The organism is Streptomyces sp. NPDC088124, assembly GCF_040685895.1.
In the GTDB taxonomy this organism is placed as follows: domain Bacteria; phylum Actinomycetota; class Actinomycetes; order Streptomycetales; family Streptomycetaceae; genus Streptomyces.
Genome location: NZ_JBFBJB010000022.1, coordinates 122491 through 147882, shown reverse-complemented (window position 1 = coordinate 147882; position 25392 = coordinate 122491). Strand labels below are relative to the sequence as shown.

Annotated in this window: 15 protein-coding genes, 1 tRNA gene and 2 pseudogenes; 8 read left to right on the top strand and 10 right to left on the bottom strand. The window is 71.7% G+C overall.

Annotated elements, in window-relative coordinates; genetic code table 11:
- The 4 genes from AB0P17_RS20025 to AB0P17_RS20010 form a co-directional block, all read left to right on the top strand.
- Window positions 1–3157: family 78 glycoside hydrolase catalytic domain (locus AB0P17_RS20025; protein ID WP_365812700.1), on the top strand; the 3157-nt coding region annotated here is incomplete at its 5' end.
- A gap of 177 nt (window positions 3158–3334) precedes the next feature.
- Window positions 3335–4054: a (Fe-S)-binding protein gene (locus AB0P17_RS20020; protein ID WP_365812698.1), complete on the top strand. Its 720-nt coding sequence runs from the start codon at window positions 3335–3337 to the stop codon at window positions 4052–4054.
- Window positions 4051–5559, top strand: coding sequence for a LutB/LldF family L-lactate oxidation iron-sulfur protein (locus tag AB0P17_RS20015; protein WP_365812696.1), 1509 nt, complete (start codon window positions 4051–4053; stop codon window positions 5557–5559). Before AB0P17_RS20020 ends, AB0P17_RS20015 begins: the two co-directional genes overlap by 4 nt.
- Window positions 5556–6200, top strand: coding sequence for an LUD domain-containing protein (locus tag AB0P17_RS20010; RefSeq protein WP_365812694.1), 645 nt, complete (start codon window positions 5556–5558; stop codon window positions 6198–6200). Before AB0P17_RS20015 ends, AB0P17_RS20010 begins: the two co-directional genes overlap by 4 nt.
- A gap of 35 nt (window positions 6201–6235) precedes the next feature.
- Here AB0P17_RS20010 and AB0P17_RS20005 read toward each other — a convergent pair whose 3' ends face one another.
- On the bottom strand, window positions 6236–6709 hold the full coding sequence (locus AB0P17_RS20005) for a DUF309 domain-containing protein (protein ID WP_365812692.1): 474 nt from the start codon (window positions 6707–6709) through the stop codon (window positions 6236–6238).
- A gap of 110 nt (window positions 6710–6819) precedes the next feature.
- On the opposite strand from AB0P17_RS20005, the gene AB0P17_RS20000 reads away from it, so the two are divergent.
- A tRNA-Pro gene (locus AB0P17_RS20000) sits at window positions 6820–6893 on the top strand.
- Window positions 6894–6998: 105 nt separating this feature from the next.
- On the opposite strand, the pseudogene AB0P17_RS19995 reads toward AB0P17_RS20000, so the two are convergent.
- From AB0P17_RS19995 to AB0P17_RS19980, 4 genes and pseudogenes are all read right to left on the bottom strand, one after another.
- Window positions 6999–7691: pseudogene (locus tag AB0P17_RS19995) on the bottom strand (2,4-dienoyl-CoA reductase); the annotation flags it as partial.
- Window positions 7692–7890: 199 nt separating this feature from the next.
- Complete coding sequence (locus tag AB0P17_RS19990; RefSeq protein ID WP_365812690.1) at window positions 7891–9156, bottom strand: metallophosphoesterase; 1266 nt, start codon at window positions 9154–9156, stop codon at window positions 7891–7893.
- 102 nt (window positions 9157–9258) lie between these two features.
- Window positions 9259–10728 carry a HAMP domain-containing sensor histidine kinase gene (locus AB0P17_RS19985; RefSeq protein ID WP_365812689.1) on the bottom strand — a complete coding sequence of 490 codons (1470 nt, stop codon included), beginning with the start codon at window positions 10726–10728 and terminating at the stop codon, window positions 9259–9261.
- Window positions 10715–11395 carry a response regulator transcription factor gene (locus tag AB0P17_RS19980; protein WP_365812687.1) on the bottom strand — a complete coding sequence of 227 codons (681 nt, stop codon included), beginning with the start codon at window positions 11393–11395 and terminating at the stop codon, window positions 10715–10717. Before AB0P17_RS19980 ends, AB0P17_RS19985 begins: the two co-directional genes overlap by 14 nt.
- 129 nt (window positions 11396–11524) lie before the next feature.
- Between AB0P17_RS19980 and AB0P17_RS19975 the strand changes: the two genes are divergently transcribed.
- The 3 genes and pseudogenes from AB0P17_RS19975 to AB0P17_RS19965 all read left to right on the top strand — a co-directional run bounded on the left by AB0P17_RS19975 (window position 11525) and on the right by AB0P17_RS19965 (window position 14878).
- Window positions 11525–13174 (top strand): glycosyltransferase family 87 protein, encoded by a 1650-nt coding sequence (locus AB0P17_RS19975; protein ID WP_365812684.1) that lies wholly within the window; start codon window positions 11525–11527, stop codon window positions 13172–13174.
- Window positions 13175–13609: 435 nt separating this feature from the next.
- A pseudogene (locus AB0P17_RS19970) lies at window positions 13610–14441 on the top strand (serine/threonine-protein kinase); the annotation flags it as partial.
- A gap of 260 nt (window positions 14442–14701) precedes the next feature.
- Window positions 14702–14878, top strand: coding sequence for a hypothetical protein (locus AB0P17_RS19965; RefSeq protein WP_365812683.1), 177 nt, complete (start codon window positions 14702–14704; stop codon window positions 14876–14878).
- An 88-nt stretch (window positions 14879–14966) separates the two neighbouring features.
- Here AB0P17_RS19965 and AB0P17_RS19960 read toward each other — a convergent pair whose 3' ends face one another.
- The 5 genes from AB0P17_RS19960 to AB0P17_RS19940 form a co-directional block, all read right to left on the bottom strand.
- Window positions 14967–15347: a nucleoside 2-deoxyribosyltransferase domain-containing protein gene (locus AB0P17_RS19960; RefSeq protein ID WP_365812681.1), complete on the bottom strand. Its 381-nt coding sequence runs from the start codon at window positions 15345–15347 to the stop codon at window positions 14967–14969.
- Entirely contained in the window at window positions 15344–15640 is a 297-nt protein-coding gene (locus tag AB0P17_RS19955; protein ID WP_365812680.1) for an HIT family protein, read from the bottom strand. Before AB0P17_RS19955 ends, AB0P17_RS19960 begins: the two co-directional genes overlap by 4 nt.
- A 227-nt stretch (window positions 15641–15867) precedes the next feature.
- Window positions 15868–17403, bottom strand: a complete 1536-nt coding sequence (locus AB0P17_RS19950; protein WP_365812679.1) for a glycosyltransferase family 39 protein — start codon at window positions 17401–17403, stop codon at window positions 15868–15870.
- Between the two features lie 139 nt (window positions 17404–17542).
- On the bottom strand, window positions 17543–24145 hold the full coding sequence (locus AB0P17_RS19945; protein WP_365812677.1) for a type I polyketide synthase: 6603 nt from the start codon (window positions 24143–24145) through the stop codon (window positions 17543–17545).
- The gene (locus AB0P17_RS19940; RefSeq protein WP_365812675.1) at window positions 24142–25227 is read right to left on the bottom strand and encodes a ketoacyl-ACP synthase III family protein; all 1086 of its coding nucleotides are present in this window, start codon (window positions 25225–25227) and stop codon (window positions 24142–24144) included. Before AB0P17_RS19940 ends, AB0P17_RS19945 begins: the two co-directional genes overlap by 4 nt.
- Window positions 25228–25392 lie beyond the last annotated feature (165 nt).

Here is a 25392-nt window from a genome sequence, read left to right as displayed (position 1 = left end):
CCGTGGCGTTCGGCAGCCGCCCCACGAGCGTGCCGGTGAGCAGCCGCGCGGCGTGCGGTGCCCTGATGATGTCTGCGTACCCGGTGACTCCTGCGCCGCGCCCGACGGCGGCCCGGGCGCGCGGCAGAGCGCGTACCAGATCCGGGCCGCGACCGGGCGGCGCGCGCTGGTGGCCGGGCGTGAACTCCTCTGGGACACCGGCCGGGTCGCGTCGGACCGTACCGTCGCCGTGCCCTACGCGGGCCCCGCGCTGCCGCCCCGTACCCGCTGCCACTGGCAGGTCCGGGTCTGGGACGGCGAAGGACGCGCCTCCGCGTGGAGCACCCCCGGCTGGTGGGAGACCGCGCTCGGCACGGAGCGGTGGCACGCCCGGTGGATAGGCGCCGACCAGCCGGCCGCACCGCCCGGCCTCGACGGCGCGTCCTGGATCTGGACGGCGGACGCGACCACGGGCGGCGCCCCCGTCGGGCCGCGCTGGTTCCGCGGCTCCCTCGGCCTTCCCGCGGCCACGGACATCGCGCGGGCCACGCTCGTCGCCACCGCCGACGACGACTTCACCCTCCACCTGAACGGCCGCCAGGTCCTGCACACCCCCGAGCAGGTGGACGCCTGGCGCACCGGCGCCGCCGCCGATGTCACCGGCGCCGTGCGCGCCGCCGCCGACAGCGGCGGCCCGGTCGTCCTCGCCGCCGTCGCCACCAACCGCGGCGGGGCCGCCGCCAATCCGGCCGGCCTGCTCGGACTGCTCCGGGTGGAGACCACCGACGGCACCGTCCGCGGGCTCGCCACCGGAGAAGGGTGGCGAACCACCGACACCGAGCAACCCGGCTGGGAGCGGCCCGAGTTCGACGACACGGGGTGGGCCGCGGCCACCGTACTCGCACCGTATGGCCAGGGACCGTGGGGCAGCGGGGTCTCGATCGCCGCGCCGGAGGCGCCGGCGCCCCTGTTGCGCAGGGCGTTCACGGTACGCAAACCCGTCACCCGGGCCCGCCTCTACATCAGCGGACTGGCGTACTACGTAGCCGAGTTGAACGGGGAGCGGGTCGGCCGTCAGGTGCTCGACCCCGGTTTCACCGACTACGACGAGACCGTGCTGTACGCGGTGCACGACGTGACGGCGCTCCTCAGACGCGGCGACAACGCGATCGGCGTCACCCTCGGCCGTGGCTTCTACGGCATGACCACCCCCAACGTGTGGAACTGGCACCGGCCGCCCTGGCACGGCGAACCGCGCCTGCTGTGCCGGCTGGAGGCCGACCACCCCGACGGCTCCCGCACCACCGTCGTCTCCGACACCGACTGGCGCATCACCGAGGGCCCCACCCTCACCAACTCCCTCTACGCGGGGGAGACGTACGACGCCCGACTGGCCCCGGAGGGATGGACCCGGCCCGGCTTCGACGACCGTTCCTGGCGCCACCCGGCCGAGCAGCCCGCCCCCAGGGGCACCCTGCGCGCCCAGCCGCACGACCCCATCGAGGTCATTGCGACCCACACCCCCACCGCGATCACGGAGCACGCCCCCGGCGTGTACATCGTGGACCTGGGCCGCACGACGGCGGGATGGAGCCGGCTGAGCGTACGGGCCCCGGCCGGCACCGTCGTCTCGCTGGTCCACGGCGAGAAACTGAAGGCGGACGGCAGTGTCCACGCCGAGACCGGACATGTGCCGGGCCGGTTCCAGCGCGACGAGTACATCTGCGCGGGCGGCGGCGCCACCGAGGTGTGGGAGCCGTCGTTCTCGTACAAGGGCTTCCGGTACGTCCAGGTCAGCGGGTTGCCGACCCGGCCACGCCCGGCCGACGTGGTGGGTAGGACCGTCCACACGAAGGTGGCGGAGGTCAGCGGCTTCGCCTGCTCCGAGCCGTTCTACGAACAGCTCGACCGGGCGATGCGCCGCACCCTGCTCAACAACCTGCACGGCATACCCACCGACACCCCGATGTACGAGAAGAACGGCTGGACGGGCGACGCCCAGCTCGGGGCGCCCGTCATGGAGTACGCCTTCGGGGTGCACCGCTTCCTCACCAAGTGGCTCGGTGACCTGGCGGACAGCCAGAACGCCGACGGGCAGCTGCCGGTGATCGTGCCCAGCGGCGGCTGGGGCTACGGCGACCTCGGCCCCTCGCCCGAGTGGACCACCGTATATCCGTTCCTGATACGGGAGATGTACCGGATCTACGGCGACGACCGGGTGGCACGGGAGCACTGGACCACCCTCACCCGCTATCTGGACTGGGAGCTGGCCCGGCTCGTCGACGGCCTCGCGATCACCGCCCTCGGCGACTACCTGCCGCCCGGCTACGGCGGCAATCCGCCCGAGGACACCCGGCTGACGGCGACCGCGTATCTCCACCGCGCGCTCACCGGCACGGCCGAGCTGGGCGACCTGCTCGGCCACGGCGGGACGGCGGAGCGCTACCGGACCGCGGCGGCCGGCCTGAAGGACGCCCTCAACGCCGCCTTCCTCGACGCCTCCGGCCACTACCGGACCGCGAAGGACCCCGGCTACCGCCAGACGTCCAACGCGCTCCCGCTGGCCTTCGGACTGGTCCCGAACGGCGCCCGCGCCACGGTCGTGGACAGCCTCGTCGCGGACATCGCCGCGCGCGGCAACCACCTCAACACGGGCGCGCTCGGCACGAGTGTGCTGCTGCGCGTGCTGTGCGCACACGGCCACCCCGAAGTGGCACACGCCGTCGCCACCCAGCGCACCTACCCGAGCTGGGGCCACTGGTTCGACAACGGCGCCGACACCATGTGGGAGATGTGGCCCCTCGACTCCCGCTCACGCGACCACTACTTCCAGGGCACGGTCGCCCAGTGGCTGTACGAGAACGTCGCCGGGCTGCGCCCCGGGGACGCGGGCTACCGGACCTTCACCGTACGGCCCGACGGGCGGACCGGTGTCAGCTGGGCCCGCACCTGGATCCGTACCGTCCGGGGCGAGGCGTCGGTGGACTGGTCGGCGATCGGCGCCACCCTGCGCCTCTCCGTACGCGTCCCGGTCGGCGCCACGGCGGAGATCCACGTACCGGCCGCCACCCCCGACCAGGTCACGGCTCCCGCCGGCGCCGCCTACGCGCGTACGGAACCGGGGTTCGTGGTGTACCGGGCGGGCCAGGGCACCTGGGAATTCGTGGGACGCGCCTGAACCCACCTGACGCCTCGCCGAACGGGCGCGCCCGACCCGTTACCGATGACCGGGATCTTCCTCCGGCTCCGCCGGGGACAGCACCACGAGAGCGGACACATTCATAGGATGTCTGAGAACCCTTCACCCCGCGCGGGGGACTACCGTGCGGCGCCGGAGCCGACATATGCTCCGCCCATGCGCGCCGCCCTCTTCGTCACCTGCGTCAATGACGCCGTGTATCCGTCCACCGGCATCGCGACCGTACGCCTCCTCGAACGCCTCGGTGTCGAGATCGACTTCCCCGAGGCGCAGACCTGCTGCGGCCAGCCGCAGTTCAATACCGGCTACCGACGCGGGACGGAACCGCTGGTACGCCGGATGACCAGCGCCTTCGAGGGGTACGACTACGTGGTCACCCCCTCCGGTTCCTGCGCGGCCATGGTCCGCCACCACTACCCGAAGATCGGCGGCGAGGCGGCCGCGGCGCTGGCCGCGCGCACCTACGAGCTGACGGAGTTCCTGGTCGACGTGGTGGGCGTGACCGATGTCGGGGCGTACTTCCCGCACACCGTCACCTACCACCCCTCCTGTCACGGAGTGCGTCTGCTGGGCCTCGGCGAACGTCCCAGGAAACTTCTCGAAGCGGTGCGCGGGCTGGAGCTGAGAGAGCTGCCCGGCGCCGCGGAGTGCTGCGGCTTCGGCGGCACCTTCGCCCTGAAGAACTCCGATGTTTCCGCCGCGATGGGCCAGGACAAAGTCCGGGGCGCCGTCTCCACCGGGGCCGAGGTGCTCTGCGGCGCCGACAATTCCTGCCTGATGCACATCGACGGCATCGCGAGCCGCGAGGCCGCCCCGCTGCGCTCCGTGCATCTCGCGGAGATCCTCGCGTCGACCGAAGAGGAGCCCTGGTCATGAGCGGTACGTATCTGGGGATGCCGGCCTTCCCGGTGGCCGCCAAGGAAGCCCTCGCCAACGAGACACTGCGCGGCAATCTGCGCCACGCCACCCACACCATCCGCGACAAACGCGCCGTCGCCGTGGCGGAACTGGCCGACTGGGACCGCCTCCGGGAGGCGGGCAAGCGGATCAAGGACCACACGCTGCGCCATCTCGACCGCTACCTGGTCCAGCTGGAGGAGTCGGTCACCGCGGCCGGCGGCCAGGTCCACTGGGCCGCCGACGCCGACGAGGCGAACCGGATCGTCGCGGACCTGGTCAAGGCCACCGGCGAGACCGAGGTCGTCAAGGTCAAGTCGATGGCCACCCAGGAGATCGGCCTCAACGAGGCGCTCGCCGCCGAGGGCATCTCCGCGTACGAGACCGACCTCGCCGAGCTCATCGTGCAGCTCGGCGACGACCGGCCCTCCCACATCCTGGTCCCGGCGATCCACCGCAACCGCGGCGAGATCCGCGACATCTTCCGCGACCGGATGGCCGACTGGGGCAAGGCGGCCCCCGACGGCCTCTCCGACACCCCCGGCGAACTCGCCGAGGCGGCGAGACTCCACCTGCGCGAGAAGTTCCTGCGCGCCAAGGTCGGCGTCTCCGGCGCCAACTTCATGGTCGCCGAGACCGGCACCCTCGTCGTCTTCGAGTCCGAGGGCAACGGACGGATGTGCCTGACGCTGCCCGAGACCCTGATCTCCGTGGTGGGCATCGAGAAGGTGGTGCCGAGCTGGCGGGACCTGGAGGTCTTCCTCCAGACGCTGCCGCGCTCCTCGACGGCGGAGCGGATGAACCCGTACACCAGCATGTGGACGGGCACCCACGACACCGACGGCCCGAGCACCTTCCACCTGGTCCTGCTCGACAACGGCCGCACGGACACCCTGGCCGACGAGGTGGGCCGGCAGGCGCTGCGCTGCATCCGCTGCTCGGCCTGCCTCAACGTCTGCCCGGTGTACGAGCGGGCCGGCGGCCACGCGTACGGCTCCGTCTACCCCGGCCCGATCGGCGCCATCCTCAGCCCCCAGCTGCGCGGCACGGGGAGCGAGATCGACGCCTCGCTGCCGTACGCCTCCTCGCTCTGCGGGGCGTGCTACGAGGTCTGCCCGGTGGCCATCGACATCCCCGAGGTCCTGGTCCACCTCCGCGAACGGATCGCGGACCAGGGGGGCCGGGGACACCGGCTGGAGAAGGCGGCGATGAAGGCGGCGGGCTGGGTCTTCGACCATCCCCGCGTCCTGGCGGCGGGGGAGCGCGTCGCGTCCAGGACCAGGGCGCTGCACCCCGCCAGGCTCCCGGGCGCGGGGGCCTGGACGGACGCGCGGGACCTCCCCAGGATGCCGGCCGAGTCGTTCCGCGACTGGTGGAAACACCGCCCCCGGACCGGCGCGACCGGCGCGACCGGCGAGACCGGCACGACCGGCACGACCGGCTCCACCGGCGAGAACGACAACCGTAAGGACAACGGGACATGAGCAGCACTCCCACCGGCTCGCGCGAGCGGATCCTCGCCCGGATCCGCGCCGCGGTCGCCGACGCCCCCGACGCCCCCGAGGCACCCCGCGACTACCTCGGCACACACACCCCCGCGAGCCGGATCGTCGACCTGCTCGCCGAGAACCTCGCCGACTACCGCGCCCTCGTCCACCGCACGGACACCGCCGGGCTGCCCGCCCTCGTCGCCCGTCTCCTGGCCGAACGGGGCGCCCGTACCGTCCTCGTACCGCCGCTGCTCCCGGAGACCTGGCTCTCCGCGACGCCCGAGGCGGTGACCCGGGTGCCGGACGACCCGGGCGCGACGGCCGGGGCCCTCGACACGGTCGACAGCGTCGTCACCGGCTGTGCCCTCGCCATCGCGGAGACCGGAACCCTCGTCCTCGACGCGGCGCCGGACCAGGGCCGCCGCAGGATCACCCTCGTCCCCGACCACCACATCTGCGTCGTACGCACCACGGACCAGGTGGTCGGCTCCGTACCGCAGGCGATGCCACGCCTGGACCCGACCCGCCCGCTCACCTGGATCTCCGGGCCCTCCGCCACCAGCGACATCGAACTCGACCGGGTAGAGGGGGTGCACGGCCCCCGCACACTCGAAGTCGTCCTGCTCACCGACTGACGTACGTACGCCAGGCCCGGAGGCGGCGGGACGGGTCAGGTCAGCCGGGGCGCCTCGCGGGCGGCGTCCACCGGCCCGTCGCCGACGCGCGCCGCCAGCTCCCTGGCCCACACCGTCAGCCCGGCCACATCGATGCCGTGCGGCGCCCGGTCCGGATACGCGTCGATCACCCCGGCCCCCCGCAGCAGCAGCCGCGCCCCGCCCGTCGCATTGCCCCGGGCGGCGTGCGTCAGCCCGACCGCGAGCTGGGCCATCCCCCGCCACAGGGCCCGCTCCGCCTCGGGCCCCGACTTCCACGCGTCCTCGAACACCTCGTGCGCGTGGAAGGGCATGCCCGCGTCGAGCAGCCGCTGCGCCTCCCGAAGGGTCTCCCCGGCGCCGCGCACGACCCCCTCCGGCTGCCGCTCCACCCCGGGAGCCCCGTACGGCAACGGCCGCCCCAACCCGTCCCGGGGCCGTGCGCTGCGCGCCCGCCCCTCGCCGTCACGGTCCCGTCGTTCTTCCCTCATGTACCGATTGTCGCGCGAACGGGCCGTGTCCTTCGGTGGCGCGGAGTGAGGTAGTGTTCTCCGCGTGGCCAGTCACCAGGGAAGATCTTCCCGGGAGACGGGACGCGTATCGGGACGTGGCGCAGCTTGGTAGCGCACTTGACTGGGGGTCAAGGGGTCGCAGGTTCAAATCCTGTCGTCCCGACTTGTTTTTCGCAGGTCGCAGGCGGTATCGGAGAAATCCGGTACCGCCTTTCCGTGCTTCTGGGGGACCAGTTGGGGACCACAAGCGACTCGATCCGGTCCGGTCTCAGGCGGCCGTATGCCATTTCAGATAATCGCGCCGGCGTCGCGCGCGGACGAGCCGTTCGAGGAGGAGGGCGACGGCCGGAGAGTAGGGCGTCTTCGACGGCTTGCCCGCACCGAGGCGGGCAAGCCGCCGCGACGTGACAGCCTGGATGGCTGCGGCTGCCAGCGCTCTGTTCCGGAAACGGGTGCGGGGCGGGCGGACCCGCGCATCGCTACCGGCAAGCCACTGTCCTGGCGGAGTGGAGTCGATGGCCAGCGCCGTGGCTATGCCCGCCATGGCGACTCCGGAGTCGATCACCTGTTGGGCGATGGCGAGTCGCCGGATCCCTCCGGTCAGCAGCAGTGGCAGCGGCGAGGTGGCGACGAGCCGCTCGGCGAGTTCCAGGAAGTACGCCTCGCGGGCAAGGGTGCGGCCGTCCGCGGGGGAACCTGCCGTGGCCAGGCTCTCGATGCTGCCGCCGGACAGTTCGACCAGGTCGGTCCCCACATCGGCGAGCATCTTGATCACGTCACGTGCGTCGTCGGTGTCGAATCCGCCGCGCTGGAAGTCCGCCGAGTTCAGTTTCACTCCCACTGCGAAGCCCGTGCCGACGCGCTCGCGGACCGCGCTCACGACATCGAGCAGCAGGCGGGCGCGGTGGTGCAGGCTGCCGCCCCAGCGGTCGTCGCGCCGGTTCACCAGGGGAGAGAGGAACGGGGAGAGGAGGCGGGTCCGGCGTGAGGCTCGGCGGACCTCAGGCGTAGCAGCCGGCGTTCGCGACCCTCGTCACCTGCTGCGGAGCCTCACGTTCTCCGGGCCGTCGGCAGCGGAACGGGCCAGGCAGGGTGAGTCACCGTCAAGGACGGCGGCGTCGGGGCACCAGCGGATACTTCGTCCGCTGGTGGTACAGGCGTCACGCGTCGCCGGCCTGCGTCGGATGTGCCGGCCCGTCGGGTGCTCCATCGAGGTGGGGCAGGTGCGGGGAGCGGAGCACGAGCAGGGTGATCTCGCTGGGGGCGAAGACACGGAAGGGCGGGCCCCAGAAGCCGGTGCCGCGGCTGGTGTAGAGGAGGGTGCGGGTGCCGTGGTGGCTGAGGCCGGCGAGGGCGGGCTGGTCGATGCGGACCAGGTGGTGGAAGGGCCATATCTGGCCGCCGTGGGTGTGGCCGGAGAGCTGGAGGTCGATGCCCTCGGCTGCCGCTTGGCCGACGAACTTGGGCTGGTGTGCCAGGAGCAGGACGGGCAGTTCGGGGTCGGCGCCGTTCAGAGCTCCGGCCAGGTGCGCGCGGTGGCCCGCCAGACCGGAGGACTCGGCGGTGACGTCATCCACGCCGGCGACCACGAGGGTGTCGCCTCCGCGTTCGAGCAGCAGATGGCGGTTGCGCAGCGGCTCCCAGCCCAGCTCGTCCATCAGGTCGACCCAGCCCTGGGCCTCGCTGTAGTACTCGTGGTTGCCGGTGACGTATACCCGGGCCCGGGTGGCGCGCACGGTACCGAGGGGGACAGCCTGGGCGCGGCGGCGTGCGGCCGTGCCGTCCGCGATGTCACCGGTGTGGCAGACCAGGTCGGCTTCCAGGGTGTTCACCGTCTCACATACCCGTTCCGACCAGCGCGTGCGATCGAGGGGGCCGTAGTGGGTATCGGTGATGAGGACGACGCGGAGGCCGTCCAACCCGGCAGCCAACCGCGGGAGTTGCACATCGAGGCGGCGCACCCGTGGCACGCGGCGGGCTTCGGCGTACCCCCAGGCGAGTAGTACGGCGGTGATGCCGAGGACGGACCAAGTGACCATTCGAGCCCGGTCCTGACTCTCGTCGACGCCGGCCACGGCCAGGACGAGCCTCAGTGGGACGCCGAGCAGAATGGACCAGGTGAACAGAACCCAACTGGTGCCCAGCAGGGTGTCACCGACGATCGCTGCCGGGTCCTGCTGGCGTCGGCCGTGGCCGCGCGCCATCGCGAGCGGCATACCGACGAGGCCGAGGGCGAACAGGGCGGTGCCGCCGAGCGTGATGGGCGGAGGCCAGTGCTGGCCGCTGTGCAGGAGCACCCAGCAGGGCACGGCCCACAGCAGGACGGGGGCGATCAGGGGGATGTAGCGCATCAGGCGGTGCAGTTGGCTCTGCCGCGGCGGTTGCGTTTCGCTGTCGGCGGGTCGGGTGTCGCTGGTGTCGGTCACGTTTCCCCTCACAAACCAGGCTGCCGTCCGCGCACTGTATCCGGTCGCCCCTCGGGGGCCGGACCGGCGTTCATGGGCGCGGCTCTCATGTGGAGAGGTACGTCATTTCCCGGCCGGGGTGGGGGCTTGGGGGAGGCGCAGCTGGAAGCATGCTCCGAGCGTCCGGGGGGTGAGGGTGAGGGTGCCTCGGTGGCGGTGGGCCAGGTCGCGGGCGATGGCGAGGCCCAGCCCGGTGCCGCCCTGGTCGCGGGAGCGGGCGTCGTCGAGCCGGACGAAGCGTTCGAAGACGCGCTCGGCGTCCTCGGTGGGCACGCCCGGTCCGTCGTCGTGCACCGTGAGGACGACCTGGGCGTCCTGGTTCCGGACGGTGATCTGGATGCGGTGTGCGGCGTGGCGGGCGGCGTTGTCGAGGAGGTTGCGCAGCAGCCGTTCGTATTCGTCGGGGTTTCCGAGGACGGGGGCAGGGGCGGTGCTGTCGCAGGTGAGGGTCAACGGTCTTTCGGTGAGGGGGTATTGCTTGGCCATCCGGGAGGCGAGGGCTGTCAGGTCGACGGGTTCGGGGCCGGGTGCGGGGGCGCGGGTGTCGAGGCGGGCGAGGAGCAGCAGGTCTTCGGCGAGGGCTTGGAGGCGGCGGGTCTGCCGTGCGGCGGTGGTGGCAGCGGCGGGCCAGTCGGTGTGTTCCGGGTAGGCGAGCGCGACTTCCAGGCTGGCCAGCAGTGTGGTGAGGGGGCTGCGCAGTTCGTGGGCGGCGTCCGCGACGAAGCGGCGTTGCTGTGCGGCGGCGTTGTCGAGGCGTTCGAGGGTGGTGTTGATGGTGGTGGCCAGGGCGGCGATCTCGTGTCCCGTGGCGGGGACGGTGACGCGTTCGCGGGGGTCGTTCGCGGTGACCGAGGCGGTGAGGACGCGGATGGCTTCGACCGGCCGCAGTGCGATGCGGACGGTGAAGTAGGCGGCCGCGGCGATCAGTACGAGGCTGACGAGCCCGGCCCGCAGCAGCAGGAGGTCGATGGTCTCGGTGATTGACTTGGCTGTGTGCGGGAGCACCACCACGTAGACCCGCAGTGTGGCGTCCGCGGCGACGCCCAGAGCGGCGACTTGGTCGCTGCTGAGATCTTCGGCCCGGATATCGGCGGTGAAGACCTGATTGGTTCCGCCGGCCACGGAGGATTTGTCATGGGGGTCGTAGTCGGGGTTCGCAGGTAGGCGGACGGTGGTAATGATCTCGGCCCGCAAGGTTTTCGGCGGGGCGGGCATCACGTGTCGGGTGCCGGGATCGAAGTCGTCCATACCTCCGCCGTAGGCGACAGCGGCGCGCCGGCCGGTCGCGACGACCTCGTACGGCACGGTGCTTCTGGTGTCGGGAATGACCCTCTGTCTCAACTGATCGCAGAGAGCCCAGAGCTGTGCCTTGGCCTCGTCTTCGGCGATCTGCGTGCTCTTGCGGTAGACGTCCTGGTGCAGCCACCAGCCGATGCCGGCCAGGATGACGGCGGCGGTCGTGGCGGCGGCCAGGGCCGCGCGGGCCCGTACCGAACGCGGCCACCAGCGGCGTCGCGGCTCAGTCGCGGTCACGGTCGTCCACCAGCCGGTAGCCGGAACCCCGTACGGTCTGCAGGGACTGCCGGTGGAACGCGGCGTCCACCTTCTTGCGGAGGGCGCTGACGCGCGCCTCCACCAGGTTGGGATCCTGGGCTTCGTCGGGCCACGCGTGATAGAGCAGATCCGTTTTGGAGACCGCTTGGCCCGCCCGGCGGGCCAGCAGCTCCAGCACGGCGAACTCCCGGGGTGTGAGTTCCACCCGGGTCCCGGCCCGGCGGCAGACCCGGCCGGCGACGTCCAGCGAGAGGTCGCCCACGGCGAGGACGGGCGGGGCGACCGTGGCGGCTCGTCTGACCAGGGCCCGCAGGCGTGCGACGAGCACCAGGTAGGAGAAGGGCTTGGCCAGGTAGTCATCGGCCCCGGTGTCCAGGGCCTCTGCCTGATCCCACTCCCCGTCCTTGGCGGTGAGTACCAGGATGGGGGTCGCGTTGCCCTCTCTGCGCAGCTGGGCGCAGATCTTGTAGCCGTTGAGTCCGGGCAGCATCAAGTCCAGTACGACAAGGGCGTATTCGCCGGTCCGGGCCATCCACAGTCCGTGCCGGCCGTCATGGGCGAGGTCGACGCTGTAGCCCTCGGCGGTCAGACCGGTGTGCAGGGTGTGGGCAAGGTCCACCTCGTCTTCGACCACCAGGATGCGCATGCGGTGCAGCCTCGCACACCAGCGGCTGGCCTTCCTGATCGGCCGGTCAGGTTGGATCAGCGACCGGTCAGCGAGGTCCGGGCACGCTGCGGGGTGTCTTCACCCCCTGCTGAAAGGCCTTGTCGCCCGATGTCCGTTGATGAACGTGGTTCCGTCGGCTCCACCGTCTCGGCGGTCCAACTGCCTGCGGACCGTGTTCATACCGGCGGATTCGCATGGGCACGTACACGCCGGCGCCAACATGACGTACCGATTGCGGCTACCGCCGTAGCCCTGCCGCTGTATGCGGTATGGGCCGCCTGTCTGGCGACAGGTGGAGGCGATCTCGCCGCGCAGCTTTCATGGGCGGATTTCGTCTCCCGACACCCCGGTTCCCCCTACAGTCTGGGCTGGTACGGGGGCATCCATGTCGGCAACTACAGTGTCATCGCACCGCAGTTGATGGCCCTTCTCGGTGTGCGGACTGTCACCGTGGGAGCGGGAATCATCGCCTCGTGGTTCGTGGGGTGTGTGTTCGTGCGCAGCGGAGTAAGTCGTCCGCTGTGGCCTGCGCTCCTGGCGGTCCTGTCTCTCTGGGCGAATGTCGCATCGGGGCGCTCGACCTTCGCGTTGGGCGTGACTCTGGCACTGGTGTCCTGTCTTGGCCTGGCAGGTTCCAGTAGGCGCTTGGTACTGGCATCGGTGTTCAGCGCCCTGGCGACTCTGGCCAGTCCCGTCGCAGGGCTGTTCCTCCTGGTTCTTGGGGCGGGCTGGCTCTTGAACCGGGATATGGGAAGAGCTGTCGCTGTTTGCGCACCGCCTGTCGCAGTGGTCGCTCTGACAACCTTGCTCTTTCCTTTTAGTGGCGTCATGCCCATGGCGATGGGTGATATATGGAAGCCGGCCCTCTTCGGAATCGTGCTGGCGCTGCTGGCGCCGCGAGAGTGGAGGGCTCTACGTTTCAGCTCCGCGGTTTATGCGGCAGGTGTGGTGTTGACCGGACTGATTTCTTCGCCTGTCGGTTCCAATGTCATCCGTCTCGCTGAATTGTTCGGGCCTCCGGTGCTTCTCTGCGTGCTGCTTGAGCGCGGCGCTCACATGGTGTCAAGGGTGGCCGTCGGGCTTTCCCTCGCTCTTTCTGTGCAGTGGGTGACGGCACACGCTGTCCATGTGCTCAATATGTCGACACCTGTGCCGTCATGGGCGTCCCACACGCAAGGCGTACTGAAAGCGCTCGACCGTTTGCATGCGGACCGTACGCGTGTGGAGGTAGTGCCTGCTGTCCATCATCGTGAAACCACTGTGCTCGGTCCGCACGTGAATCTGGCACGGGGATGGAATCGTCAGCTCGATGTGGAACGTGGGAGTTTTTTCTATGAGAACAAGTTCACGATGGGGAAATATCGCGCATGGCTCGACAAATGGGCGGTAGGTTATGTCGTCCTGCCGGAGGGTGAGCCGGACTGGGCGGCAAGAGACGAAGCCGAGCTCGTCCGCAGCAGGCCGAGCTGGCTGGAGCCGGTATGGCGCGACTCCCGGTGGCAGATTTATCGGGTGAAGGATGCCGGGCCCATTATTTCGGGTGCGGATGCGTCGGTCGTCAGCAGTGACAATGCAAACTTTACCGTGCAAGTTCCCGAACCTGGCATGGTCAGGTTGCGTATCCCGTATTCCCCCTGGCTGCGTACCAGCGCTGGTTGTGTCGAGCGTGATGGTGACTGGATCCGTTTCAAAGTTTCCACGCCAGGGCTGTATAAAATTGGCAGCTCCTATGCGGTGCCTTGGCAAGGGGACTGCTGAGGGGGGATATCTCTTCCGGCCTACCGGATGGTGCCGGCCCCGAGTCTTTTCCGGCCTCACGCTGCGGCGCTTCCATCGACGAAGGGATCGGTGAGGACCTGGCCGCTCATGCCGTGGCGTTCGTGCTCCCTGGGGTGGCACGGGGTGCCGGCGGAGAGACCGGCAGCCCCGTCCACCGGTTCCGTTGTTAAGCTACGAAAACCAACAGGCCCCATCCGTAGGACAGTTGGCGGCCACGCGTTGGGGATCGGGGGGCGTCACGGCGCACGGGGCATGGCCGGTCCACCGGCGTCGGGCCCTTGCGAGCAGGAGAGAAACAGGAGTGGCGGAGCAATGACATCCGATCAGGCGGGAGACGTCCGGGCGGATCCGCCGGTTCCCGAGGATCAGGGGCGGGAAGTCCCGGCTCGGCGCGAGGACATCGCATCCTCGGGCATGAGCCCTGACCGGGTCGTGGCCGGCCGCTACCGTCTGCTCGCCCCTCTCGGAGAAGGCGGCATGGGCACCGTGTGGCGCGCCCGCGACGAGGTGCTGCACCGGGAGGTCGCCGTCAAGGAGGTCAGGGCTCCGGCCGGGCTGCCCAGCGCCAAGGTGGAGCGTCTGTACACGCGGCTGGAGCGCGAGGCGTGGGCCGCGGCGCGCGTCACCGCCCGCAACGTGATCACCGTCCACGACGTGGTCACCGACGAGGACCGCCCGTGGATCGTGATGGAGCTGGTTCGCGGCCGTTCGCTCGCCGACCGGGTTGCAGGCGGAGGGCTCGTTGGCCCCGCGGGAGGCCGCGCGGATCGGCGCGAAGGTCCTGACCGCGCTCCAGGCGGCGCACGAGGCCGGAGTGCTGCACCGTGACGTAAAGCCGGCCAATGTCCTGCTCGCCGACGACGGCCGGGTCATCCTCAGCGACTTCGGGATCGCCGTGATCCAGGGGGACTCGGCCCTGACGATGACCGGTGAGGTCGTCGGCTCCCCCGAGTACCTCGCCCCGGAACGGGCGCTGGGCCGCATGCCGGGCCCCGCCTCGGACCTGTGGTCTCTCGGCGTGCTGCTCTACGCCGCCGTCCAGGGCCGTTCGCCCTTCCGGCACAGCAGCGCCCTGGCCACCCTGCGCGCCGTCGTCGACGACGAACCGTCCGTCCCGCACCGGGCCGGAGCGCTCGCGCCCGTCATCGAGGGCCTGCTGCGCAAGGACCCGGACGAACGTCTCTCGCTCGCGCGGACGGCGGAGGACCTGCGGCTCGTGGCCGCGGGCGGTACGCCGGGGGCCGACCTCACGGCGACGGACACCGTTGATCTGCCGACGGACGGCGTGGGCACCGACACACCCACGCAATCCCACGACGATGTGGAGACGGCCACCACGGACGTACCCACCGTCACCACCGAGACACGTGCCGACGTGCCGGCCGAGACACGTGCCGACGCACCGGCCGAGACACGCGCCGACGCACCGAGCTCGCGTCCCGCCTTCCCGGCATGCCCACCGATCAGGAGCTGCGCGACCATCTCTCCGCTCTCGCACCGGAGACCTTGCGGACGCTGCAGGCGAGCGGCGCCTGGGACACGCTGATCGTCGGCGGCGAGGAGGCCGACATCGACCTCTTCTACCAGACCGACGCACCCGTCTACGTCCCCGCCCCCGTCGACCCGCGCACCCTCACACCCCCGTCAGGCTCCCCGGAGCTCAACCCCTCGAACCGCGCCTGACATCGGCGCCTCTCCCGGTGCCCCGGAAGCGGGCGGCTTTCTGGAAGGCAGTGGACCGGGCTTCCGAGCCGCCCCTGGGGGCGGGGGCTCACGGATGTCGGTGCGGGTCCGGACCGACCGACGGGCGGGCAGCGATGATGTCCGGAGCGGCAGTCACGGTCTCGGCGAGCGTGTCGAGCACCGGGACACCGTGCCGCCCGGCGACGTAGATCAGGTAACGGTTGCGTTCGGGGTTGGGGCAGGTCGGCGGAGAGCCCAGGACCGCGCGGCCGGTGGCGACGTCCAGCCCGAACTCGACGTTGGTGGTGAAGCCCGGCAGGGTGCGCAGGTCTCGGGGGATCCAGAAGAGAATGGCGTCGGCGGCGGCGCGGGCATCGGTCTCCCAGCCGACCTGGTCGTCGTAGTGCCGTGCGTACTTTCCGTCCCTGGACTCGGGGGCGAAGACGATGGTGAGGCTGTCGCTCGTCACCGCGTGCCTCCGGCCTTTCGTGCGGCCTCGTGCCGAGGCGTCCAGAGCAAGGGCAGGCCATCGCCGGCCTCGCGAGGAACCACGTGTAGGTGAAGGTGAAAGACGGTCTGCGTCGCCGCGGCGCCTTTCGACGTGATGATGTTCGCGTCCTGGTGCTCGGCCACCAGCTCGGCGGCGCAGGCCATCGTGCGCGCGGAGACCGCGAAGTCGACGCCGGCGTCCGTGACATGGGCACGGGGGATGACCAAGGCATGGCCCTCGTTCACTCCGTCCAGGGGACGGATGGCGATCACGTCCGGCCACTCCCTCACGAAGGTGGCCGGTGCTTCCCCGGCCACGATGGCGCAGAACACACAGGGTGAGGACTGATCAGAGATGGCGGGGTTCTCCTGTTCCTGGTCGGGGCGGGGCGGGGCGGGGCGGGGCGGGGCGCTGCGCTCTTCCGGTGCTCCCGGCAGGGCTTCGGCCCAGGGTAGTTCCGCCGGACGCCTACGAGGGCGGGCGCGGGCCGAATCCCGCGTCACCTCATCACCCCACTGCTCTCTCCCGGGCTGCTGGATCCAGGACCGGCCTTCGGAGACGGGTCCTGGTCGCGGACATAGACGGTGACTCGCGCGCCCAGGACATGAGTGGTTCCGTACTCGCGGAAGTACCGTCGCAGGGTGCTTGTCTTCGCTTCCACCTGAGGGTTGGTGGGCGAGTGCGCACCCGCCGGGGCGCGGACCGCGACGATCCTGTCGAATTCCAGCATCTGTGCCGCTATGTCCTGGGCGGGACGCTCGACACCGGCGAGTGTGTTCGATGAAACGGGGTCCTGTGCCAGTGCCAGATCCGTCAGGAGACGGGTGTCCTCGGGGTTGGCCGCGGTCCAGATCCGGTGCTGGCCGGAGAGGTAGAGCAGCCCGTCGCCGGGACGGCCCGCCTTGCGTACGGTGGCGCCGATGGCGATGACGTCAGTGCTCCGGCCTTGGGGCGTCCGCAGCGAAAGGCTCGGCGGGACAAGCACGGCCAGTACGGCAACCGCCGCGATCCACGCGTTGCGGGAAGACCGCCGCAGTCGGTGGAAGTGATCCATCCAGGCGCCCAGCAGCAACGCGATTCCGATACTGCTGTAGAGCACATACCGGTCGACGAAAAGGGGCTTGACCAGTGAGACGACCAGCAGCAGAAGGCTCGGAAGCACAAGAATCGGCAGAGCCAGCACGGAAAGCCGCACGGGCCCCTTCACCCCCAGGGGCGCTCGGGCACACGCCACGCCCACGACCGCCATGGCCAGGACCCCGAGAGGCCGCGTTCCTGGCCAGTCGATCCAGGACACCTGCCCCGACTGCCCCGCACTACGGATGGCCAGCGGCAACAGCCCGGCCACAACACCCGCGGCAGTCACACTCCACGCCCTCAGCACCGGTCGTGGAACACGGGATGCGACCAGTGTGACGCCGTGTGCGACCAGGGCGAGGACCGCGAACTCATGGAGCAGACAGGCCAGCAGCATGGTGGAGCCGTAGACCGCCCACCGCCACCGGGCGCGATGCGGGACGCTGACGACGAGCGCGTAGGTGGCCCAGGTGACCAGGGCACACACCATGGCGTACGAGCGGCCTTCCTGCGCGTACCGCTGGATCTGGGGAAGGAGCGGAAACACCAGCCCGGCCAGCAGCCCGGCACGGGGTCCCGCCAGGCGGAACCCCAGGAGCCCGACTCCGGCCGCCGCCACGGACATGGCCAGCACGGACGGCAGCCGCAACGTCAGCAGCCCCCCGCCGAAGAGAGCGAAGATCTCGTGCATCACGGCGTAGTAGAGGGCATGGACCAGATCAACATGCTGAGCGGTGCGCCATATCTGCGAAAGACCGCGGTGCGCGAGCTGGTACGTGACGGCCTCGTCCCCCCACATACTGTTGTCCCTGCGGATACCCCAGAGCCCCAGAGCGATGGTCAGCGACAAGGGCGCGATGACGACAACGGATCTGGTCGGGCCCGGTGTTGGCCGAGGGACGGGTACGGGAGAGGGAACGGTCCTGGCCACGGCGGGGCCACGTTCATCAAGGGACATCGGGAGGCAGGGCCTTTCAGCGGCGGCGAAGACACTCCGCAGCGTGCCCGGACCTCGTTGACCGGTTGCTGACCCGACCTGACCGGCCGATCAGGAAGGCGGGCCGTCGGTGGCGAGGGGGACCAGTCGGGGACGGGGCTCATCTCTCCTCCGGTCGGGCCGTGTCGAGCAGGTGGTCCGTCAGTTCGCGCAGCGTCGCCCGGCTGAGGATCTTGCCGACCGGCAGCAGCACTCCGTGCGAGCGCTGCACCTCCTGCCGCAGCTGAGCCGCCATCAGTGAGTCGAGTCCCTGGCTGGTCAGATCCAGGTTCGGGTCGAGGTGCCCGGAGTCGACGCGCAGGATGGCGGCGACCCCGGCCCGGAACAGCTCCGCCCGGTCCCCGGCGGGTGCCGCCGTACCGTTCATCCGATCCGTCCGATCGTTACCGTTCGTCCGATCCGCACTGACGCTTCGATCCGCACTGACGCTTCGATCCGCACTGACGGTTTGATCCACACTGACGGTTCGATCCGTACCGTTCGTCCGATCCGTATCGCCGGTCGACTCCCGCCCGGTCCCCGCTCCGGTCCGCGCTACCGTCGGAAGAGGGGGCGGGGCCGTGGTGACACGGGGCGTGGGGGTGTCGTCGACGACGTCCCGCAGGAACGGGGACGCGGCCGCTACGGGGTACGCGGCCCGCCACTGTGCCCAGTCCACCGGCATGACGACGGTGTCACCGGCGCCCGTCGCCAGCAGGTGGTCCAGTATCTCGAACCCCGCCTCGGCGGTGAACCCGGTCATGCCCCGGGGGATCAGGTTCCGTCCGAGTGCGGTGCCCGCCCGCGCGGCCATGCCCCGGTCGGTCCAGAACCCCCAGTTCACGGAGAGTGCCGCCCGGCCGCGGCTGCGGCGGCCGCGGGCGATCGCGTCGAGGCCCGCGTTGGCCGCGGCCCCCGCCGCGACATGGGGCGAGGCCAGCAGGGCGTTCCCCGAGGAGAACAGGACGAAGTGGTCGAGGCCGTCCTCGAAGAGACGGTCGAGGGCGCGGGCCCCCTCGACCTTCGGCCTCAGTACGGCTTGCAGGTCCCGCAGGGTGGTGTCGCCGATCGGCTTGTACAGGAACACACCGGCGGTGTGGAAGACGCCCCGGACCGCCGGACGGCCGGCGGCGCGGCGGGTCTCGACCAGTCGGCGCATCGACCGCTCGTCCGCCGCGTCCACGGGGGCGTACTGCACCTCGACGCCCCCGCCTCGCAGTTCCTCCAGCAGGCCGGCGATGTCACCCTCCGACGACGGGGCCGTGCCGGGCACCGTGCGGCCCGTGAGCAGCAGGTGCCGGGCGCCCCGCGCGACGAGCCAGCGGGCCAGTCCGGAGCCGATGCCGCCCGCGCCGCCGGTCACGAGATAGGTGGCGTCCGGTCGCATCCGGGTCGGCTCGGGCGCCGCCGGGACCGCCGGGGCGGTGGTCCGCAGGTCGATGAGCACCCGGCCGATGTGCCGGGCCCCGAGCATGTCGTCGAACGCCGGGCCGACGGCGTCCAGCGGGTACACCTCGGCCGGCAGCGGCGCGAGTTCGCCGGCCGCGATCAGGCGCAGCACACGGCCGAGCAGCGCCCCGGCCCGCTCCGGACGCTCGCGGCAGAAGGCGGCGATGTCGAGGACCTGGAAGGAACCGTTGCGCGGCAGGCCACCGGGACCGGTCGGGCGGCCGTCCGCCGGGTCCCGCTCGGCCAGTTCCACGTAGCGCCCGTACGGCGCGAGCATGCTGAGGTTCCGGTCGACGGCCGCCCCGGTCAGCGAGTTCAGGATGACGTCCATCCCGGTGCCCCGGGTCCCGGCCAGCAGCGGACCCGCGAAGTCGCCCCGGGAGTCGGCGACATGGGTGACGCCCATGGTGCGCAACAGGGCCCGCCGCCGCTCGCTGCCCGCGGTGGCGAAGATCTCGGCGCCGCACCGCCGGGCCACCTGGATCGCGGCGAGTCCTGTGCCGCCCGTGGCCGAGTGGATGAGGACTTTCTCCCCTTCGCGGAGCGCGGCCAGCTCCATCAGGCCGTACCAGGCGGTCAGATAGGGGATCGGCACGGCGGCGGCCTCGGCGAGACCGAGTCCGTCGGGCAGGCGGTGGGTCAGCCGGCGATCGGCGAGGACCCGTGTGGCCAGTCCCGGACGGGCCACGGCGACCACACGGTCGCCCACGGCCAGCCCCCGTACGTCGGTGCCGATGGCCGTCACCACGCCGGAGGTCTCCAGGCCCAGCCGGCCGTCGTCGTCCCGGTCCGGGCGGGCCCCGGCCGCTCGCCGCACGTCGCGGAATCCGACGCCGCCGTACGCCGAGGCGATCTGCACCTCGTCGGCGGCCGGGGGCCGCGCCGTGGCCACCGCGCGCACCGGGCCCGCGCCGGGGGCGCCGGCCGGCACGATCTCGGTGATGTCGTCGGCACCGCTCGCCGGTGACGTGCGGCGCAGTCGCAGGACGTACCGCTCGCCCGCCCGCAACGCGATCTGGTCCTCGACGGTGTCCGCGATCCGGTCCGCGCCCCCGTCGGCGGCCGCGATCTCCCGGGCCAGCGCCTCCGTCTGCTCCGCGCCACGGGCCGGGTCCAGATCGACGAGGGTGTGCCGTACGACGGACAGCTCGCTCGCCGCCGTACGCCCGAAGCCCCACACGGCGCACTGCTCCGGATCCGGCGCCCCGTCCGTCCCCACGACCGTCTCGGCGCCCCGGGTGACGAGCACGAGCCGGGGAAGCGGGCCGGCCCACCGCGTCGTCGCCAGTGCCTGCTCCAGCAGCAGTGCGCTGCCCAGGCCCAGCGGTACCGCCGCCACCGGCCGGGCCGCTCGCATGCTCCACAGGTGCACCACGGCGGCGACGCCCTCGGGGCGGTCACGGCCGGCCTCGTACAGCAGCCGGACGTAGTCGTCGCGACGGGACGGGTCGATGCGGTACGACCCGTCGCCGGTGCGCTCGAACCGCTCCCCGGGCCGTACGGCGATCCGCGCACCGTGCGCCGGGGCGAGCCGCGGCCCGAAGTCCTCGTCCTCGAACACCAGCCAGGCGCCGGCGGCCGGCTCCGGCAGCGTCCCGGGTACGGCGGCCGGCAGCCATCGCGGGCGGTAGAGCCAGTCGGCCGGCCGGCCGGGCTGCTCCCGGCGCAGGAGCCAGCGGATCCGCAGGCCGCGGAACTCGGCCAGCAGTGTGCCCCGTTCGTCCCGGACGACGACGTCACCGCTGAACGACTCGGCCGTCAGTTCGCGCCGGACCGCGTGGCTGTACAGGGTCCCGGTGAGCGGCCCGTACCGGCGGAACGCGTCGAGGGAACCCAGGACGAAGGCATGCTGCTCGCCGGGTACGGCCGAGTCGGGCAGGGTGGCCGCGAGGATCTGTCCGCAGGCGTCGAGGACCGCCGGGTGGACGTGGTGCCGCGCGTAGTCGGGGAGACCCGCCGGGACGGCGATCTCGGCCAGCGCCTCGTCGTCGCCGCGCCACACCTGCCCGATGCCCCGGAAGACGCCGTGCCAGTCGTTGCCGCGGGCCGCGAACCGGCGGTAGAACTCGGCGCCGCTGAAGTGGTCCTGGACACGTGCGGCGATCTGCCGGGGGGTGTCCTCGGGGAGTTCGAGCACGCGCGCGCCGGCCACCGCCTGTTCGACCCGGCCGTGCGCATGGCGGGTCCATTCGGTGCCGTCGGCGGTGGCGACGTCGAAGGCCCACCCCCGCCCGGCCGGCCGCAGCGTCACCCGCAGCGACGGCGGTGCCTCGGCGGTGAGGAAGAGCGCCTTGTCGTAGTGGACGTGCCGCACGACCACCTCGGCGCCGACGGTCCGGGTGGCGGCGGCCACCGCCAGTTCCAGGTACGCCGTGCCGGGCAGGATGACCAGACCCTGCACCTGGTGGTCCAGGAGGTAGCCGTTGCGCTCCAGGTCGACGATCCCCTCCCAGCGGTGCGCGCCGTCGTCGAGGACGGTGTACGCGCCGAGCAGCGGATGTCCGTCCGGCGCGGCCGGTGTCGTCCCGGTCGGCGCCGTGGTTGCGGCCGTCGTGATCGCGGACATCGTGGTGGCAGTCGTCGTGATCGCGGCCGTCGTGGTCGGTGCCTCAGGCGTCCCGGCGATCGGCTCGAACCAGAACTCGGTGCGCTGCCAGGGGTAGGAGGGCAGTCCCACCCAGGCGGCCGGGCCGTCGAACAGCGCGTCGTACCGCACCGGGTATCCGGCTTGGTACAGCATGCCGACGGAGGTCAGCAGCGTGGTCGGCTCGTCGGTGTCGCGCAGCAGTGAGCGCACCACGAGGTCGCCGGTGCGCTCGGTGGGCAGGCACTCCTTCACCGCACCGCCGAGGACCGGGTGCGGGCTGATCTCGACGACGGCCACCGCCTCGGAGCAGGTGGTCTCGGCGTCGACGGCCGCGTGGAAGCGGACCTCGTCGCGGAGGTTGCGCACCCAGTAGCCGGCGTCCAGCTCCGCACCGGTCAGCAACTCCCCGGTCACCGTCGAGCGCAGCGGTATCTCACCCTTGCGGGGCCGGACCGACTCCAGGGCGGCGCGCAGCGCGTCCAGCAGGGTATCCACCTGGCTGCTGTGCGAGGCCACGTCCACCTTGACGGTCCGGGTGAAGACATCCCGCTCGGAGAGCGCGGCCAGCACCTTCTCCACCGTCGGAGTACGGCCCGAGATGATGCTGCGCCGGGGGGCGTTGCTCACCGCGACGTCGACGTCCGGCACATCGGCGAGCTCCCGCCGCAGCTCGTCGGCGGGCAGATCGACCGCTGCCATGGACCCGGCGCCGGCGATCTCCCTGAGCAGTGCGCTGCGACGGCAGATCACCGCCGCGCCGTCGGCCAGGCTGAGCGCGCCCGCGGCGCAGGCGGCGGCGACCTCCCCCATGCTGTGACCGATCATCACGTCGGGGGTGACGCCCCAGGACCGCCAGAGCGCGGCCAGACCGACTTCGACCGCCCACAGCAGTGGTTGCACCACGTCGATCGGCCGGTCCGTCCCGTCGTCGGCGGTCAGCCGCTCGATCACCGACCAGCCGCGCTCGGCGCGGACGTGCCGGTCGCACTCCTCGACCGTCTCCCGGAAGACCGGTGAGGTACGCAGGAGCCGGCGCCCCATTCCGGACCACTGGGAGCCCTGCCCGGGGAACACGAAGACGGTCCGCCACCGCGCTCCCGGCCCGGCGGCGACGATCGGCCGGCCCTCGCGCAGCTGCCGGACGGCCTGGTCGTGCTCCGTCGCGAGTACGGTCATGCGGTGCCGGTCATGGGCGCTGCGGGTCAGCGTGCTGAAGCTGATGTCACGTAACGCGTGCCGGCGGCCCGCCCCGTCGGGCCCGAGGAAGTCCGCGTACGAGGCGGCGAGTTCACGCAGCGCGACGGGCGTCCGGGCGGACAGGGCGAGCAGGTACGGCCGCGGCTCGCCGGCCGGTGGTGGCACGGCGGCGGGCCGGTGCTCGCCGAGGACGACATGGGCGTTGGTGCCGGAGATGCCGAACGAGCTGACGGCGGCGTACCGCGGGGCGCCGCCCCGGCCCCACTCCCGGGCGGTCTGCGGGATCTCCAGGGCCATGCTGCCCCAGTCCACCGCGTCGGTCGGCCGGCCGCTGTGCAGACTGGGCGGGACGACGCCGTGCGCCACGCACAGCGCGGCCCTGATGAGCCCCGCGATGCCCGCGGCCGCCTCGGTGTGTCCGATGTTCGTCTTCACGGAGCCGACCAGGACGGGGTCCGTGGCCGGACGGCCGGCGCCGGTGCCGTACACCGCGTCCAGGCTGCGCAGTTCGATCGGGTCGCCGGTGGGCGTGCCGGTGCCGTGCGCCTCCACGAAGCCGACGTCCCGCGGGGCGACGCCGGCGCGGGAGCAGGCGTGCCGCATCGCGTCGATCTGCGCGGTTCCCGACGGGGTCATCAGATATCCGCTGCTGCGGCCCTCGTTCTCGACCGCAGAACCGTGGATGACCGCGTGGATCCGGTCGCCGTCCGCCTCGGCCCGCGCCAGCGGCTTGAGGACGACGACGCCGACACCGTCGCTGCGCACGAAGCCGTCGGCCCCGGCCGCGCCGAACTTGCACCGGCCGTCCGCGGACAACATGTCCGCCTGGGAGAACGTGATGCTCTCCTCCGGTGTGATCACCAGGTTGACCCCCGCGGCCAGGGCGAGGGTCGCCTCCCCGCCGCGCAGCGCCGCGCACGCCTGGTGCACCGCCACCAGCGAGGAGGAGCAGGCGGTGTCGACCGAGGTGCTCGGGCCGCGCAGATCGAAGAAGAACGACAGCCGGCCGGACAGGACGCTGCGCGACGTGCCGGTGTTGGCGTAGATGTCGAGTGCCCCGGCGGCCCGCAGCAGGTCCCAGTATTCGGCGGTGCGCTGCCCGACGACGACCGCGGTCGGGCTCCCCGCGAGCCGGTCCGGCGTCAGGCCGGCGTCCCGCACGGCCGCCGCGGCGGTCTGCAGGAGCAGCCGCTGCTGCGGGTCCATGTGGCTCGCCTCGCGGCCGGAGACACCGAAGTACTGGGCGTCGAAGCCCCGGATGTCGGGCAGGAAGCCGCCGCGGCGGCTGACGGTCCGTCCGGGCGTCCGCGGGCGGGGATCGTGGAACACGTCGACGGGGAAGCGGTCGGCGGGGACGTCCGACGTGGCGTCGACCCCGTCGAGTTGCATGCTCCAGAACGCCGGCACGTCGCGCGCGCCGGGGAACTCACACGCCATCCCCACGATGGCGATCGGCTGCGGGGCGGCCGGGTCCTGCTGCTGCGCCGTCACGCGGCACCTCCTGTCGGCATCGTCGGCTCCGTCGGACTCCCGCTCCAGGACGGCAGTTCGCAGAGGGTGAGGACCACGGCCACGGCCGACCAGCCCGGCGCTCCGCCGAACAGCAGGACATGGTCGCCGGCGTCGAGCCGGCCGGTGCGCAGCAGATGGTCGAGGGCGATGAACTGGTCGCTGGCCGAGGCGTGCCCGATCCCGCAGCCGAACTCCCACTGCGACCGGGACACGTCCAGCCCGAGCGGGTCCATGACACAGTTCCGGGTGGTCGCCTCGTCGCCGTTGGGCACCAGGACCCAGCGCAGGTCGGCGGCTTTGATCCCGGCCGTGTCCAGGGCGGCGAGCGCCGTGTCGGAACAGGCTTTCGCCAGGCCGTCGGCGACGCTCGTCCCGCCGACCTCCCGCACCCGCTCGTTGAACTGCTGGGCGCGCTCCACGGTGTCGATCCGCCGGCCCGCCGATCCCGTGGGGGGAAACAGCGGTTCGTCGCCGCGCGCCATCGCCTCGAACTCCGGATAGACCCGGGAGACGACGGCGTCGACACGGGCGAAGCCACCGGTCGGGCTGATCACGACGGAGCTGGCCGCGTCGGCGGCGATCACGCCCATCGGCCCGGTGTCCCACCGGTTGATCAACGGCGAGTTGAAGTTGTCCGCCGTGGTCAGGAGGATGTCCGGTCGGCTGTCCGGCTGGTACGACAGCAGGCCGGCGGCCAGTTCGACACCGGTGAGCATGCTGTTGCACCCGTTGCGGATCTCGGTGCCGCCGGCCCCCGTGATGCCCAGTTCCCGCATGATGTAGGCCGACGGTGACCACATCTCGGGCCCCTGGTAGAACGTCGAGCCGTGCAGCACCGTACCGATCGTCGCGGCCCCTCCCTTCGAGCGGCCGAGTGCGGTCCGCGCGGCGCGTACGGCCATGTCGGGCGGTGACTCCGGCCCGGCGACCAGCACGCCGCGCAGACCGCTCTCGGCGAAGACCGTGGCGTCGTACAGGCCCGACGCGACCGCCTCGGACGCCGCGTAGGGGGCCGGCAGCCAGCAGCCCAGACCGGCGAGGAACACATTGGCCGGCCTCATGCCGACGCCTGGGTGACACGTAGGGGCGGCACGCCCCGCGCGACGCGCGAGAGCCAGGGTCCGTACACGGCGATGCCCTACTTCCTTTTGCGAGTCGGACGGTTCTCCGCGCCGACGAGAGCTCCGTCCCTGTCGGACGGAGCCGCCCACGGCGCGGTCGGAACA